The organism is Streptomyces sp. NPDC046303, assembly GCF_055588085.1.
The window spans coordinates 1-15,239 of record NZ_JBVJFA010000002.1 but is presented as its reverse complement, the minus strand read 5'-3'; the positions used below and the strand labels follow the sequence as shown (position 1 = coordinate 15,239).

Here is a 15,239-nt window from a genome sequence, read left to right as displayed (position 1 = left end):
GCCGCGGCCCCCGGACGATCACAGAGGCGGACATGCGCAACGAACGATGGGTCTACCGGTTCCTCTTCGCGTGGGACGACACGCTGTTCTTCGACCCGCTCGACGTCTTCTACGAGCCGAGGGCGGACCACTTCCTCGCCGGGCTCGACGAGCAGGTGCGGGCGCGGTTCGTGCGCAGCGGCATCTGGTGGAGCCACCGGCACAACCCGGACCTGCCGGCGCAGGGCTGGAAGATCCACGTCTCGGCGAGCCAGGGCGCCGTGCGTGAGGTCGCCGCCTCGGTGATCGCCCATCTGACGGCGCACGAGATCGACTTCAAGATCGCTCTGGACCTGAACATCTTCGAGATGCTCAACTCGAAGGCCATGTCCCGGGGCAGCGGCGGCAAGCTGGTCACCGTCTACCCGCGCGACGACGAGGAGTTCAGGACCTGCCTGGCCGACCTGGCCCGCGTCCTGGAGGGCGTCGAGGGCGCCTACGTCCTGTCGGACCTGCGCTACCGGGACAGCAAGGCGCTCTACTTCCGCTACGGCCAGTTCCTCGACACGCACGCCGTCGACGTCCTCGGGCGGCGGGTGCCGCACATCCTCGGCCCGGACGGGCCCGTCCCCGACGACCGGCAGCCCGGGTACGCCCAGCCGTGGTGGGTGCCGTGGCCGTTCGCCGACTGGAAGCCCGCCGACGAGGACGAGGGGGACGGCCTGCTGGGCGGCCGCTTCCGGGTGACCGGGGCCCTCCAGTTCTCCAACAGCGGCGGGGTGTACACGGCCGAGGACACCGCCGACGGCGACCGGAAGGTGGTCCTCAAGGAGGCCCGCCCGCACACCAACATCAACCCGCGCCAGGACCACGACGCCGTGGACATCCTCGCCCGGGAGTGGAGGTTCCTGAACCGGCTGGCCGGCGCCGGCTCGTACCCGGAGCCGGTCGCCGCGTTCCGGCACTGGGAACACCACTACATCGCCATGGAGTTCATCGAGGGCTCCGACGTCCGCTCGGTGCTGCTCGTACGCAACCCGCTCGCACGGCCCGAGTTCGACATCGAACGCTCGCGGGAGTTCCTGAAGATCTTCATTGCCGTGTTCCGCGGACTGGCCCGCGCGATCCGGGCCGCCCACGAACGCCAGGTGATCCTGGGCGACTTCACCCCCGCGAACCTGCTCATCGACACCGACACCCACGAGGTGACCGTCGTCGACCTGGAGGCGTGCCGGCTGGCCGGGGGCGGGGCCGAGGACGGGAGCGGCGACGCGGCGCTGGAGAAGCCGGTCGAGCTGTTCACCCCGGGGTTCAGCCTCTCCCGGAGCCGCTTCGAGGCATCCGGACCCGAGGGCGACCTGTACGGCCTGGCGAACACCATGGCCTACTTCATCTTCCCGATCGCCGCCATGTCGTACGTACGCGAGGACGTCCTGGACACCTACCGGATCTTCACCGACTCCCTGGGCTGGCCGGAGCGGATCCACGAACTGCTCACCGACCTGGCCCATGCGCGGATCACCCTCACCGAGGTGCTCGAGGCCCTGGAATCCGAGGCGGACCTGATCGCCCGGGTCGAGGCCGCGCCGCCGCGGCCGGTCGTCGAGGAGCGGCTCGGGCTCGCGGAGGCCGAGGCCGGGGTGGCCGCGTTCGTCGAGGCCGTCGCCGACCCCGACCGGGCGACGCTCTTCCCCGTGGACCCGTTCGCCCACGTCACCAACCCGCTGAGCCTGGGCTTCGGGGCCAGCGGCGTCCTGTGGTCACTGAACGCCTCCGGCATCCCGATCCGCCCCGAATGGCGCGGCTGGCTGAGCGACAAGCTGGCCGGCATCGACGTGGAGGAGTACCCGGACGGACTCATGAGCGGCCTGGCCGGCATCGCCTGGGCCGCGGACTCGCTCGGGCTGCGGACCCAGGCCAGGGGGCTGCTGGCCCAGGCCAACCGGCGCGCACCCGAGACCGGCGACCACACCTTTTACTACGGCCTCGCCGGGCTGGGCATGACGAACCTGCGCTTCTTCCTGCGCGGGCACGATCCGCGCGATCTCGCCGCCGCGCAGGAGTGCGCGCGCGTGCTGTGCGACGCCGCGCAGCGCGACGGCCGGCACGCCTACTGGCTGAACGAGTTCTCGTCCAAGGGGCCGTTGACCGGCCTCGGCTTCGGCCAGGCCGGTGTGGCCCTGTTCCTGTTGCGGATGCACCAGGTCGCCGGCGACGACCGCTGCCTGCGGCTCGGGCGGGCCGCGCTCGCCTGGGAGATGGCCCATGCCAAGCCCCTGGACCCCGACGCCGCCGACAGCCCTGTCATGTTCGAGCACGAAGGGACGATGGAGCCGTACGTCGAGGTGGGCTCCGCGGGCGTGGCCCAGGTGCTGCTGCGCTACGGGGACCTGGACTCGGCACGGACCGTGCTGCGCGGGCTGGACGCCCGGCACTCGGTGCTGCCGGGGTACGCCTTCGGCATGAGCGGGGTCGCCGACGCGCTGCTGGACGCCGCCGAGTTCACCGGTGACCGCACCTACCGCGACACCGCGCTGCGGCAGCTCGATTTCGTCCGGAAAGTGTTCCTGTTCGAGCCCGCCGAGCGCTTCGGAGTGCCGCGCCGGGACGGGGTGACCCCGCTGGGCGTGCCCGGCGAGGGACTGCTGCGCTGCTCCTGCGACTACCTGACGGGGTCGGCGGGCGTGCTGCGGGTGCTGCACCGCGTGAACGGCGGTGGCACGGCCGACTTCCTGCTGGACGAGGCCGCGCGGTGAACCAGTTGTGGCTCACGCTGAGCGGTCACCGGGCCCGGTTCGTCGTGATCACGGCCGCCGAGGCGACCATGGGCGGGCTCGAGGCCCTGCTGCACCCGCTCCTGCTCAAGGCCCTGTTCGACCAGGCGATCCTGGCCGCGGACTTCCACAGGTTCCTCGTCCTCGGCTGCGGTTACCTGGTGCTCGGCCTGAGCCTGAACCTCGCGGGGTACGGGGTCTCCGCGTGGCGCAAGCGGTGCGAGAACGCGTTCACGCTGGTGCTGGAGACGGAGCTGCTGGGGCGCACCCTCGGCCAGGACAGCCGGACGATATCGGCGGCGGGCAACGCCTCCTACGTCAGCCGCATCCACAACGACGTCGCCGAGGGCGTGCTGCCGGCCGTGGACGTCTGCATCCGCATCGCACGGCAGGCGGTCGCCTCGCTCGTCTTCCTCGGCGTGCTGCTGTACCTGTCCTGGCAGGCCAGCCTCATCCTGCTGGTGATCGTGCCGCCGCTGGTGCTCGTCAGCAACCGGCTGGCCAAGCGCATCGAGGACAACACCGAGCCCGAACGCGAGGCGGAGGCGCGGTACATCAACAGGCTGACCCGGACCCTCGAGGCCTTCCACGCGCTCCGCGGTCTGCCGTCGCTGCTGCCCGGCACCCGCGCGGCGAACCAGGACGCGCTGGGCGGGTTCCTCGGCATCAGGTTCGTCAACTACCGGCTGTCGTTGCGGCAGAAGACCCTCAGCGACCTGGTGATGAACCTGTCGGACACCGCGTCGATGGTCATCGGAGCGTTCTTCGTCTTCTCGGGCAGGATGTCGTTCGGCAGCTTCCTCGCCTTCGTGAACTCCCTGTGGCGGGCGGTCACCGGGATCTTCGACCTGGTCAACATGATTCCGCAGGCCCGCCGGAGCACCGCCGTGCTCAAGCGGATCCAGGCCCTGCGCGAGAGCGAGGAGGCGCCGTACCACGAGGAGGGTTCCCTGGTCCTGGTCCGCGGGGCCCGGGTCGGGTACGGGGACGGCGCCGGCGTGTCGATCGAGGACTTCACGCTGGGCGCGGCCGAGCACGTACTGCTGCGCGGCCCCAACGGCTGCGGGAAGAGCACGCTCCTGCACATCATCTCCGGGACGCTGGCCCCCGACACCGGTACGGTCACCCTGCCGGCCCGGGTGGCGAGCCTGACCGCCCCGGTGAACCTGCCCCCGCTGCCGGTACGCGAACTCGTCGCCGACGCGCGGCTGCGCACGGCCATGGACCTGGACGGCCTGGCCGACCAGCTGCCCTCGGAGCTTTCGTCCGGCCAGCGGCAGCGGGTCGGAGTCGCCGCGCTGCTGTGCGAGGACGCGGACGCGTACCTCGCCGACGAGCCGTTCTCGAACCTCGACGGGGAGGGCAGGGACCTGGTGCTGCGGATCCTGCGCGAGCGGACCGCGGGCCGCGCCCTCCTCGTCGTGCACCACGGGGACGAGGACCTCGACGGCCGCTTCGACCGCGTGGTGACCTTGGCCCCGGCCGGCGCCCTGTCCCGTACCGGCCGGGCGTAGACCGACTCCACACCCGCACCCGCACCGCACTCGCGCCCGCACCGGTCACAGCACCAGCTCGCGGGCGGCGAAGGCGAACGCCGACCGGTTGGGGTGGCCGGTCTTCTGCAGGAGGCTCGCCACGTGCTTCTCGACGGTGCGCGGCGAGATGTGCAGCAGGCCGGCGATGTCCTTGTTGCCGATCCGCTCGGCGAGCAGCCGGGCCACCTCGAACTCGCGGACGGTGATGCCGCACCGGCGCAGGACCGGCGGCACCTGTTCGGTGCCCGTACGCCGCTGCCGGACGGGCGCGCCCATCCCCCGGAGCAGGGCCCGGCAGGCTCCGGCGACCGCCTGCAGCCCGGCCCCGTGGAAGTACTCCTCCGCCTCGCGCAGCCAGTCGGCCGGGGCGCCCCAGCCGTCCGCGTACGCCGACCTGGCGACCAGCCGGACCGCCAGGTGGCGGGCCACGGGGTAGGGCTCGGCCGCGTGCAGGGCCGCACGTGCGGCTGCCGTGGCCTCGCCGGGGCGGCCCTCACGGCCAAGGAGCACGGCGTGCGCCAGCCCGACGAACGGGCGGTTCCAGCGGGCGGCGCCGGTGCCCGTCTCCGCGATGTCGGCGTGGTGGCGCCGGCCCATGCGCCCGGCGAGCACGCCGAGCAGCAGGATGACGCCGTGTCTGCCGAACTCTCCGGTCGCCGGATTCTCCGCGTCGTAGGCGAGTGCCTGCGCGAACTCCTGCTCGGCGGCGTCGTGCCGCTCCTCGAGCAGGGAACAGAACGCCCGGGCCAGCCCGTACGCCATCGACCGTACGCCCGGCGCGTCATCGACGAGCGGTGCCAGTGCCTCCAGTGCCTCCTGCATCTCGGCGCGCCGGCCCTGGTGGGCGCAGCGCACCGCGTCGGCGAGCCGGAGCAGGGACAGCGCCCGGCCCGGTCCCAGCCGGGCCGCGTCGGCGGTGCCCGTACGGATGAGGTCGCGGGCGGCCTGGAACTCGCAGCGCCGGATCCGGTCCAGGGCGAGGTCGAAGCAGCTTTCGTGGGCGAGCGGCAGTACGCCGATGCGCAGGGCCTCCTGCCGGGCCCGTTCGATCCGGGCCGGCTCGCCGTCGCGCCGGGCGGCGATCCGGGCGAGCTCCACCTCGGCGGACACCCGCAGGACGGGGAGCCGGTGCTCGTGGGCGAGGGCGCAGGCCTGCGCGAGGTGTGCCAGCGCGGCCGGCTCGTCCCGTTCCGCGGCGAGCCGGCCGAGCACCAGCAGTGCCTCGCAGGCCACCGCGGGCAGGCCGGCCTGCCGGGCCGCGTCCGCCGCCCGGCGGGCGAACCCGGCGGAGGCGGCCAGCCGGTCGGGGGCGCACCGGGACAGCTCCACGTGGGCCGCGGCGAGGTCCACGAGGGCGGCGTGGGCCGGGTCCGGGTGGTCCCCGGGGCCGCTGAGCAGCCAGCGGGCGACGTCCAGTTGCCGGAGGGCTTCCGCGGACCGGCCGTTCAGGGTGGCGATCCGGGCCAGCCGTGCGTGCAGCCCGGCCCGGCGTCCGGCGGGTACCCCGTGGTCGCCGCCCAGCGCTTCCAGGCTGGTGGCCAGCGCGGGCAGGTGGTCGAAGCGGGCCGCGCAGGTGACGGCGTCCAGCAGCTGCTCCAGTACGGTGGCGTGCAGTTCGGGCGGGGTCCCGGCGTCGACGAGACCGTGCGCCCGGGTCAGCAGCCGCACCGCCCGGTCCACCGCCCCGTCCACCGCGCCCTCGGTCATCGCCCGGCCCGCCGCCTCGCAGTACAGGCGGATGGCCTCCGGGGTGTCGCCGGTGTGCCCGTGGAGCTGCGCGGCCTGCGCGCACCAGGGTCCGGGCAGCCCGGGGTGCAGGTCGGCCAGGGCGCGCACCGCCCGCCGGGCGTGTCCGGCGCGCTCGCCCGGTCCGAGGTCGGCGAGCAGGGCCTCGGCGGCCAGCCGGTGGCGGAACGCGTACCACTGTGGGCTCGACGCGTCGGGCACGATGAGGCACCCGGCGACCCCGGCGCGCAGGATCGCGGACAGCTGCGCGGGGTCGCAGCCGGTGGCGTGCTGGAGCACCGGCAGGGGGAACCGTTCGCCGAACAGGGCGGCCATGCCGAGGAGTTCCGCGGCGAGCGGGCCGAGCCTGCCGGCCCTGCGTCTGATGCTGTCCACGACGGCGGCGGGCACGGACGGCGGCCGGTCGTCGCCGGGGGCGCGGCCGGCGAGGTCGCGGGGTGCGAGGTCGCGGGGTGCGAGGTCGCGGGCCAGTTCCTTGACCAGGAACGGGATCCCCGCGCCGCAGGCCGCCGCCCGCTGCACGAGCTCGGGGCCCACCTCGGACGGGGCGGTCCCGAGCTCGGCCGCGAGGAGGCGGTGCACGTCGGGGCGGCCGAGGGGGCGCAGGTCGAGTACGGTCGCGGCGCCGCGCTGGCGGGCCCGCGCGGCGAGTTCGCTCGCCGCGCCGGGTTCGCGTCCCACGAGGAGCAGCAGAACGGCCGGCTGGTGGCCGATGTGGTCCAGGAGGTACTCGACGACCGCCAGCGTCCCCGCGTCGGCATCGTGCAGGTCGTCGAGGACGAGCAGGCAGCCGCGCTGCCGTCCGGCAACGGCGATCAGGCGCAGGACCGTCTCGGCGACCACGAGGGGTGACACGGCGCCGGCCCGCGGGCCCGGGGTGCCGCTCAGCAGGTGGCCGAGGACCGGCCCGTAGCGGCCGAGCTCGTCCGGGTCCGGCAGCAGGCCGGCGCGGGACATCAGGAGCAGCGCTTCGACCAGCGGCCGGTACGGGACGACCGGGCCCATCGTGCCGGCGCGGCCCTGCGCCGTGGCCATGCCCGCTGCGGCGGACATGGCCACGGCTTCGGCGGCGAGCCGGGTCTTGCCGATGCCGGGCTCGCCGGTGACGTAGATCGCGCTGCCCCGCCCTGAGCGGGCGGCGTCCAGAGCGGCCCGGAGCCGCTCCGTCTCGGCGTGCCTGCCGATGAGTTCGCCGGGGCCGCTCGGTGCGGGGTGCCCGCCGTCGATGCCCGTGGTGGTGCGTTCGTACAGCTGTGTCATCTGCCTCTCCTGGTGCGCGGGGAAGCGGAAGTGCGGTCGCCTGGCGGAGCGAGCGGCGGCGAGGTCGTCGCCGGTGCCGACGATACGAAGGCGGGGACCGCCGCCTGTAGCCGTCCGTTTGGGGGGCTTGCGCGGGGTGGTCAGCTGCCGTCGAGGCTGTCCTCGCGCACCCGCCGGGCGAGGTCGAGCTTGGTGTAGGTGGGGCGGCCCGCCTGCTGGTACTTGGCCTTGACCCGGTCCAGGTAGTCCTTGGCCGTGTGGACCGTGATGCCCGCGCGCCGGGCGGCGGACTTCAGGGTCATCCCGGACGCGTAGTCCAGCAGGACCTGCCGCTCGCGGGGCGAGAGCCGGGGACGGGCGGGGCCGGTGTCGTGCGCGCAGGCGAAGGCGAGTTCCGCGGAGTGGGCGCTGCGCCCGGCCGCGATGTCCTGGACGGCGGCGACCAGCGTCGGCAGGTCGTTGTCCTTGGTCAGGTAGCCGTCCGCGCCGGCCCGGAGCGCTTCGATGATCCGGGAGCGGTCCGGGACGGTGCTGATCATCAGGACGCGGCTGCCGGACCGCAGCAGGCGCCGGATGTTGTCGGCGGGGGCGGAGCCGTCCTTCAGGACGAGGTCGAGGAGGACGACGTCGGGCGCCGCGTACGCCGACGGGCCCGTCCCGTAAGGGAGTTCCGCCGCCGATGCGGCGGCGCCGAGCAGCTCCCCCACCGTGGCGGCGGTCGCCACCACCCGCAGCTCCGGGACTCCGCCCAGCCACGCCCGCATGCCGTCGAGGAGCATCCGGTCGTCGTCGACGACCGCGACCGTGGTCACCTGGGCCATCTCAGCTCCACCCGCACTCCCTCGCCGGGGGCGGTGTCGATGGTCGCCAGGCCGCCCACCTCCTCCATCCGCTCGCGGACCGAACCGCGCAAGCCGAGGCCGGGCACGTACCGCTCGGGGTCGAACCCGGGCCCCCGGTCGACGACGGTGACGACGGCTCCGCCCCGCCCGTCGGTGTCCCCGGTGGCGGTCAGGTAGGCGTGTCCGGTGCCCGCGTGCCGCCGTACGTTGTTCAGGGCCTCGCGCGCGGCGTCCGCGAAGGCGGCGGCGACCTCGGGGGGCACCTTCGGCAGGTCGTGGTACTGGGCGGTGACCCGCAGCTGGAGGCTCTCCACGGAGCCCACCGCCTCCTCCAGGGCCTCGCCGATCTCCCGGTGGTGGACCTCGTCGGCGGTCTGCTGGATCAGCCGCCGCAGGTACGCGGCCTCGCGGGCGCAGCGCTCGCGCACCCGGGGCGCGTTGGCGTCGATCCCGCCGGCCGCGAGGGTGGTCAGCGTGGCCAGCACGGTGTCGTGCAGCGCCCGGTGGTGTTCCAGGCGTTCGGCGTAGCGCGCCTTGTGCGCCTCGGCGGCCAGCGCACGGGCGGTGGCGTCGTCGAGGAGGCGTCCTTGGCGGCGCAGGTACCACCACATGACCCAGGCCATCACGGCCGACGACAGCAGTGAGTTGACGTGGCCGCCGAGGACCGCGGGGCTCGCGCCCACCATCCGGTAGCCGATGAGGTGGGTGACCACGAGGAGCGCGACCGCGGCGAGGACGTGGAACCGTTCGAGGGCGATGGCCGCGGCGGCGCTCGCCGATCCGCCGAGCAGCATCGCCCAGCCGAGCAGGGCGGGCTCCCGCACCCCGCCCCACGCGATGAGGACGAACGGCAGCAGGCACCCGGTGACCAGGACGTCCGCCCAGACGTGCCGCCGGTCGAACCAGCCGCGCCGCAGGGCCGCTCCGTAGCTCAGCGCGCTCAGCCCCAGGGCGACGGCGATCCCGGCGTACTGCAGCGGAAGGTCGTGCCGGCGCTGGGCCACCGCGAGGACGCCGACCGTCAGATGGCTCGCCCGGTAGAGCAGGGTGGTGAGGATCATGAAGGACTGGGCGCGCTGCAGCCCCGACCCGACCCCCGACGTCCTGCGCAGTGCCCGTAATCGCCGTATCGACAAGAACGCCACCGACCACACCACCCCGCCCATGATCATCGCTGCTGGCACGTATCTTGCCCCAGCAGGTCCATGTCAAGGTCCGCATCCGGCCACGGCGGCGGGGGGTCAGGCGGCGAGTGGGAACGTTCAACCTCAACAACCTGTTCTCGCGGTTCAACTTCAGAGCCGAGATACAGGAGATCCTGCCGAGCGGAGACGAGCGCCGGGGCGAGGGCCAGGACGACGGCCGGCTGACCTCCAGCTACGTGTTCAAGGACCCCGAGCAGTTCCGCATCCGCACGTACAAGGGGCGGCTCGTCAAGGGCATCAGCCCCGAGGAGCAGGAGATGCTCGCCCGGCGGATCATCGGGATGGACCTGGACGTCCTGGCCGTTCAGGAGGTCGAGGACATCGACACGCTGCGCTTCTTCGTGGCCCGGAGCCTGCGCAGGGCCTACCCGTTCCTGTCGCTGATCGAAGGCAACGATCCCCGGCTGATCGACCTCGCCGTGCTCTCCAAGTTCCCGATGGGGGCGGTCACCTCGTGGCAGCACGCGCCCCGTCCCGAGCTGCCCGGCGAGCGGGTGTTCAGCCGGGACCTGCTGGAAGTGGAAATCCTCGATCCGCGCGACCCGGACCGCCTTCTGCTGACGGTCTTCAACAACCACCTCAAGAGCCAGTTCGTCGACCACACGAAGGACCCGGTCCAGGGCAAGATCGACAACGACCACCTCCGGACCCTTCAGGCGGAGGCCATCGCCCGGATCCTCGCGGCCCGCACCCGCCCCGACGGACGGTTCGTCCTGCTGGGCGACATGAACGACACCCCGAAGTCGCCCACGCTCGCCGCGCTGGCCGCCCCGACCCCGCAGGTCGAGCTCGAGGAGGCCCTCGCACACCCGACGGAGACCCGCCCGCCCAAGCCCGACGATCCGCCGCCGCCCGCGTCCGGGTCCTGGACCCACCGGTTCAAGGAGGCGCACCAGCCGGCGAAGTACGAGCTCTTCGATCAGATCTGGCTCAGCCGCAGCCTCGTGCCGCGGCTCAAGAGCTCCCACATCGACCGGCGCACCCGGCACGCCGGAGACGGGTCGGACCACGACCCCGCCTGGGTGGTCCTCGACTTCTGACCCCCGCGGCCCCTCGGCGGATACGGCGGCACCCCGCCCCGGAGGACCGGGACGGGGTGCGGCTGCGTGTGGGACCGGAAGGGTCAGGCCGCCGGGACCGGGAAGGTCGGGTACTCCACCCCGGACACGTGCTGGACGACGCGGATGACCTGGCAGGAGTAGCCGAACTCGTTGTCGTACCAGAGGTAGAGGATGGCGTTGTCGCCGTCGACCTTGGTGGCGCCCGCGTCGACGATCGAGGCGTGCCGGGAGCCGACGAAGTCCATGGAGACGGCGTCGGGCGCGGTGGTGAAGTCGATCTGGCGCTTCAGCGGCGAGTGCAGCGAGACGTCGCGGAGGTAGTCCAGGACCTCCTCGCGGGTGGTCTCGCGGCCCAGGCGCAGGCTCAGGATGGCGATCGAGACGTCCGGGACGGGGACGCGGATCGAGCTGCCCGTGATCGGCGCCTTGAGGTCGGGCAGCGCCTTGGCGACGGCGGAGGCCGCACCGGTCTCGGTGATGACCATGTTGAGCGGCGCGGAACGGCCGCGGCGGTCGGCCTTGTGGTAGTTGTCCAGCAGGTTCTGGTCGTTCGTGAACGAGTGGACGGTCTCCACGTGGCCGCGCAGCACGCCGTACTCGTCGTCCATGGCCTTCAGCGGCGGGACGATCGCGTTCGTGGTGCAGGAGGCGCAGGACAGGATCTGCTCGTCGGGCTTGATCGTGTCGTGGTTGACGCCGTGGACGATGTTCGGGACGTCGCCCTTGCCCGGAGCCGTCAGGACGACCTTGTCGATGCCGGGGCGCAGGTGCTTGGAGAGGCCCTCGCGGTCGCGCCACTTGCCCGTGTTGTCGATGAGGATGGCGTCCTGGATGCCGTACGCGGTGTAGTCGACCTCGGAGGGGTCGTTCGCGTAGATCACCCGGATCGCGTTGCCGTTGGCGATGATCGTGCTGTTCGCCTCGTCCACGGTGATCGTGCCCTGGAACTGGCCGTGGATCGAGTCGCGGCGCAGCAGCGAGGCGCGCTTGACGATGTCCTGGTCGCCGCCCTGGCGGACGACGATGGCGCGCAGCCGCAGGCCGTTGCCGGATCCGGCCTTCTCGATCAGCAGGCGGGCGACGAGGCGGCCGATGCGGCCGAAGCCGTAGAGGACGACGTCGCGGCCGTCGCCGCGCTCGAGCTTGTTCTCACCCGTGGCACCGATGACCGCCTCGGCGGTGAAATCGGCGACCGAGAGACCGCGGTCGTCGGTCTTGTAGGTGGCGGCCAGCATGCCGATGTCGATCTGGGACGGGCCGAGGTCGAGGGCGGCGAGGGCCTGGAGGAACGGCATCGTCTCGGTGACCGACAGCTCCTCGCCGTCGATCTGCCGGGCGAAGCGGTGGGTCTTGAGGATGCTCACCACCGATTTGTTCACCAAGGAGCGGCTGTGGAGCAGAACGGTGACGTCCCGCTCCCGGTGCAGCTTCCCGATGATCGGGATCATCGACTCCGCGATCTCCTCGCGGTTCTTCCAGTTGGTGAACGAGTCATCATTGACAGTCACAGGTTTATCTTTCGAGCTAGGCGGCGCTCATATGCTAACCCGTCCCCCGTTTGGCCCATCAAGCGGGGGAGGTCGAACGCCTCGGCCAGCAGTTCGTACGAGCGCTGCCGGTCGGCCGGGTCGGGTGTCAGGGTGTTGATGACCAGCTCGTCCACCCCGTGGGTCGCGGCCAGCGCCGTCAGCGCGGCGTGCACCTGCTCGGGCGCCCCGGAGACCAGAGCCGTCCGGTGCACCTTGGCCCGCTCCAGCTCCGCGCCCGTCCAGCGGTGGCGCCGCGTGGTCTCGTACGACGGCAGCGGACGGTCGTGCCCGAGGTCCTTGCGGGCGCGCCACAGCAGCAGGCTCTGTGCCAGCTCCTCGGCCCGGCCGGCGCTGTCCGCGGTCACCACGCGTACGGCGAGTGCCCCGCCCGCGCGGTGGCCGGTGGCGGCCCGGTACGCGGCGCGGTACTCCTCGAAGGCGGCCGGGCCGCCGGCCGGGGAGAAGAAGTGCCCGAACGCGAACTCGGTGCCCAGCCGTCCGGCCAGGCGGGCCGACTCGCGTCCCGCGCCCAGCAGCCACATCTGCGGCGGGACCGGCGCGTGCGGGACGACGCCGCCCTCGCCCAGCAGCGCGCGCAGGTCCGCCAGCCGCTGGGAGAAATCGTGCGCGGGGCCGCCGGCCCGGCCGATCCCCAGGTCGACGCGTCCGGGATGGAGGGAGGCGAGGACGCCGAAGACCTCGGCGACCTTCGCCGGGTGGTAGCGGGGCAGCAGCACGCCGCCCGTACCCACCCGCATCCGCGAGGTGCGGGCGAGCACGGCCCCGGCGAGGATCTCCGGCGCGCTGCCCCCGAAGCCCGGGGAGCCGTGGTGTTCGGCGACCCAGTAGCGGGTGTATCCGAGGTCTTCCGCGGCGCGGGCGAGCTCCACGGAGGCGCGCACGGCCTGGTCCGGGGTGTGGTCCTCACCGACCGGGGTCTGGTCCAGTACGGACAGTCGCGGGTTGGTCATGGTGCGTGGCCTTTCAGTGCTGGTGGGCCGGGATGCCGGAGGCGCCGGCCATGGTCGCGGGGACGATCCTGAAGTCCCGTTCGAAGACCAGGTTGTGCAGGTCGGCGGCGGCGATGGCGCGCAGCGTGGGCAGTTCGGCGGCGGCCTGGGCGTCGTCGAAGACGTTGAGCGGCCATTCGGAGACGGTCGCCCCGCGCAGGTGCGGGTGGTGGAAGGAGGCGCCGTAGTGCGCGTACAGGGTGACCGGCGGGATGTCGGCGGCCGACTGCTCGTCCCACCACAGGGTCCAGGCGTGGAAGAGGCTGCCGTCTTCGGCGCGCTCGACGCCGGTGGCGTCCACCACGCCCTGTCCGAGGAGGAGTTCGTCGTTCAGTTCGCTCAGGGCCTGGCGGGCGTACGGGTCCAGGAGGCGCGTGGCGGTACGGAAGTGCTCCTCCTTGCCGGGGCGGGTGGCGGCGCCGCCGTGGACGCCGTCGCGCAGGTCGGCGAAGTGCCGCAGCAGGGCGTCGAGGTGGGGGACGGGGGACGTGGGGTGGGCGGGGGCGGTCATGCCGGCTCCAGGGGTTCGTCGGGGCGTTCGGTGGTGAGCAGGTGCAGGGCCAGTCCGAGCCAGCCGCGCAGGGTCACGGGGGCGTGTGCGCCGGGTACGGCCGGGCCTGGTGCGGGGTGCAGGAAGGCTCCGTGACCGGTCTGGCGGAACTCGCGCAGGGCGACCTCCACCCCGGCCGCACGCAGGAGGCGTGCGTAGCGGTGCACGTCGTCGCCGACGGGATCGAGGTCGCCGGTGGCGAGGACGGCCGGGGCGAGGCCTTGCAGGCCGGCCGCCTCGAAGGGGGTGCTGTAGAGGCGGGTGCCGTCGGCGGCGCGGGGCCGGCCGGGGGCCTGGTAGGCCCGCCAGGCCGAGGCCAGGTAGGACGCGGTGGGGAACATGTCGGGGAAGCGGTGGTACGAGGGCGCGGTGCAGCCCGGGTCCAGCGGCGGATAGGCGAGCACCTGGGCCGCGAGGGGAAGGCCGCGGTCGCGGCAGGCGAGTGCGGCGCAGGCGGCCAGGGTGGCTCCCGCACTGTCTCCGCCGGCGGCGACGGGAACGGTGCCGCCGGCCCGCTCCCTGGCCCAGTCGAGGGCGGACAGGACGTCCTCGACCATGGCCGGGTGGCGGACCTCGGGGGCCAGCCGGTAGTCGACGCTCACGACGCCGAATCCGGAGAACCGGGCGAGTTCGGCGGTCGCGCCGTGCCAGTCCTGGGCGGATCCGGCGCGCCAGCTGCCGCCGTGGGCCCACACGAGCCAGCCGTGCGGTGCCGGCTCCCCCGGCCGGTACACCCGGGCGAGGACCGGGCCGGACGGGGAGGGGATGCGGACCTGCTCCCAGCGCACCGCGACACGGTTGTTTCCGGCGGCCGAGTGGGTGGGTGTTGCCATCGGGGGTTCCTTCCTCCGTGCCTGGGGGCAACGTTCGCCGCCGCGGCGGGGCTGTCACAAGGCGGAGTTGCCTTAGTTGCCGGGCTGCTCGGTGCGGCGCAGGAAGAGGGCGGTGGTGAGGGTGCCGAGGACGACGATCGCGGTGTTGACGATGACCGCGGTGGTGATGCCCTCGTGGATGTCGGTGTTCGCCGCGGCGATCGCCGACATGATCGGCGTGCCCATGGTGATGCCGATCTGCTGGGTCATGGTGGCCAGGCCGGTCGCCATGCCCTGCTCGTGGTCGGGCAGTCCGGTGGTGGCGGTGACCATGAACCCGACGATCACGAGCATGTTGCCGACACCACCGGCGAAGGTGGCGATCAGCAGCAGCCACATGCTCGACGAGGTCTCGCCGAGCGCGATCAGGCTCAGCGTCGCGACCGCCTGGAGCACACCGCCCCCGATCAGCGTGGAGCGCGTACTGGTCGCGGCGATGACCCGCGGCGCGATCGAACCGCCGATCACGGTGCCGATGCCGAGGACGCCGAACGACAGACCCGCCGCGAGCGGCGAGAAGTCCAGCACTTCCTGGAGGTAGAGCGTCATCAGGAAGACCAGGCTCGTCTCCGTCAGGAAGGCGATCAGACCCGCCGCATTGCCCCAGGCCACCGTCTTCTTCTTCAGCACGCTGACGGGTACGAGCGGGTCGGCGGTCTTCGATTCGACGGCGTAGAAGACGATCAGCAGGACCGCACCGGCGCCGAGCCAGCCCAGCGCCGATCCCGAGCCCCAGCCGTGCTCACCCGCCTGCGTCAGCCCGTAGATCAACGCGAGCAGCCCCAGCGTCACCGCCGTCGCGCCGGGCAGGTCGAGCTTGGGGCGGGTGGTGGGACGCGATTCCTTGATGACGGCGGGTGCGATCAGCAACACCGC

11 protein-coding genes are annotated in these 15,239 nt (G+C 73.0%); 3 read left to right on the top strand and 8 right to left on the bottom strand.

The genetic code is table 11. From position 1 onward, the window contains the following. The first annotated feature begins 32 nt into the window (after nucleotides 1–32). The gene (lanKC, locus tag ACZ6I1_RS01945; RefSeq protein ID WP_469282041.1) at nucleotides 33–2,735 is read left to right on the top strand and encodes a class III lanthionine synthetase LanKC; all 2,703 of its coding nucleotides are present in this window, start codon (nucleotides 33–35) and stop codon (nucleotides 2,733–2,735) included. Next, on the top strand, nucleotides 2,732–4,267 hold the full coding sequence (locus ACZ6I1_RS01940) for an ATP-binding cassette domain-containing protein (protein WP_469282039.1): 1,536 nt from the start codon (nucleotides 2,732–2,734) through the stop codon (nucleotides 4,265–4,267). The genes lanKC and ACZ6I1_RS01940 overlap by 4 nt, the downstream gene beginning before the upstream one ends. A gap of 45 nt (nucleotides 4,268–4,312) precedes the next feature. Here the strand turns inward: ACZ6I1_RS01940 and ACZ6I1_RS01935 are convergent, their stop codons facing one another. From ACZ6I1_RS01935 to ACZ6I1_RS01925, 3 genes are all read right to left on the bottom strand, one after another. After that, nucleotides 4,313–7,294: a helix-turn-helix transcriptional regulator gene (locus ACZ6I1_RS01935; protein WP_469282038.1), complete on the bottom strand. Its 2,982-nt coding sequence runs from the start codon at nucleotides 7,292–7,294 to the stop codon at nucleotides 4,313–4,315. Nucleotides 7,295–7,434: 140 nt separating this feature from the next. Beyond that, a complete protein-coding gene (locus tag ACZ6I1_RS01930) occupies nucleotides 7,435–8,115 on the bottom strand; it encodes a response regulator (protein WP_469282036.1) in 681 nt (226 codons plus the stop codon). After that, a complete protein-coding gene (locus ACZ6I1_RS01925; protein ID WP_469282034.1) occupies nucleotides 8,103–9,320 on the bottom strand; it encodes a sensor histidine kinase in 1,218 nt (405 codons plus the stop codon). The genes ACZ6I1_RS01930 and ACZ6I1_RS01925 overlap by 13 nt, the downstream gene beginning before the upstream one ends. A 68-nt stretch (nucleotides 9,321–9,388) precedes the next feature. Between ACZ6I1_RS01925 and ACZ6I1_RS01920 the strand changes: the two genes are divergently transcribed. Next, the gene (locus ACZ6I1_RS01920; protein ID WP_469282032.1) at nucleotides 9,389–10,381 is read left to right on the top strand and encodes an endonuclease/exonuclease/phosphatase family protein; all 993 of its coding nucleotides are present in this window, start codon (nucleotides 9,389–9,391) and stop codon (nucleotides 10,379–10,381) included. A gap of 83 nt (nucleotides 10,382–10,464) precedes the next feature. Here the strand turns inward: ACZ6I1_RS01920 and ACZ6I1_RS01915 are convergent, their stop codons facing one another. From ACZ6I1_RS01915 to ACZ6I1_RS01895, 5 genes are all read right to left on the bottom strand, one after another. After that, a complete protein-coding gene (locus tag ACZ6I1_RS01915; RefSeq protein WP_469282030.1) occupies nucleotides 10,465–11,910 on the bottom strand; it encodes a glyceraldehyde-3-phosphate dehydrogenase in 1,446 nt (481 codons plus the stop codon). Then, entirely contained in the window at nucleotides 11,907–12,902 is a 996-nt protein-coding gene (locus tag ACZ6I1_RS01910) for an MsnO8 family LLM class oxidoreductase (protein WP_469282028.1), read from the bottom strand. The genes ACZ6I1_RS01915 and ACZ6I1_RS01910 overlap by 4 nt, the downstream gene beginning before the upstream one ends. Nucleotides 12,903–12,915: 13 nt before the next feature. Continuing rightward, nucleotides 12,916–13,452: a hypothetical protein gene (locus ACZ6I1_RS01905; protein ID WP_469282026.1), complete on the bottom strand. Its 537-nt coding sequence runs from the start codon at nucleotides 13,450–13,452 to the stop codon at nucleotides 12,916–12,918. Next, nucleotides 13,449–14,324 (bottom strand): alpha/beta hydrolase fold domain-containing protein, encoded by an 876-nt coding sequence (locus ACZ6I1_RS01900; protein ID WP_469282024.1) that lies wholly within the window; start codon nucleotides 14,322–14,324, stop codon nucleotides 13,449–13,451. Before ACZ6I1_RS01900 ends, ACZ6I1_RS01905 begins: the two co-directional genes overlap by 4 nt. A gap of 72 nt (nucleotides 14,325–14,396) precedes the next feature. Beyond that, nucleotides 14,397–15,239 (bottom strand): MFS transporter (locus tag ACZ6I1_RS01895; RefSeq protein WP_469282022.1); only part of this gene is annotated, 843 nt, incomplete at its 5' end.

Coding starts and splice junctions, on each gene's coding strand:
- ACZ6I1_RS01935 (WP_469282038.1), bottom strand. CDS start 7,294: ATGACACAGCTGTACGAACGCACCACCACGGGCATCGACGGCGGGCAC.
- ACZ6I1_RS01930 (WP_469282036.1), bottom strand. CDS start 8,115: ATGGCCCAGGTGACCACGGTCGCGGTCGTCGACGACGACCGGATGCTC.
- lanKC (WP_469282041.1), top strand. CDS start 33: ATGCGCAACGAACGATGGGTCTACCGGTTCCTCTTCGCGTGGGACGAC.
- ACZ6I1_RS01900 (WP_469282024.1), bottom strand. CDS start 14,324: ATGGCAACACCCACCCACTCGGCCGCCGGAAACAACCGTGTCGCGGTG.
- ACZ6I1_RS01905 (WP_469282026.1), bottom strand. CDS start 13,452: ATGACCGCCCCCGCCCACCCCACGTCCCCCGTCCCCCACCTCGACGCC.
- ACZ6I1_RS01910 (WP_469282028.1), bottom strand. CDS start 12,902: ATGACCAACCCGCGACTGTCCGTACTGGACCAGACCCCGGTCGGTGAG.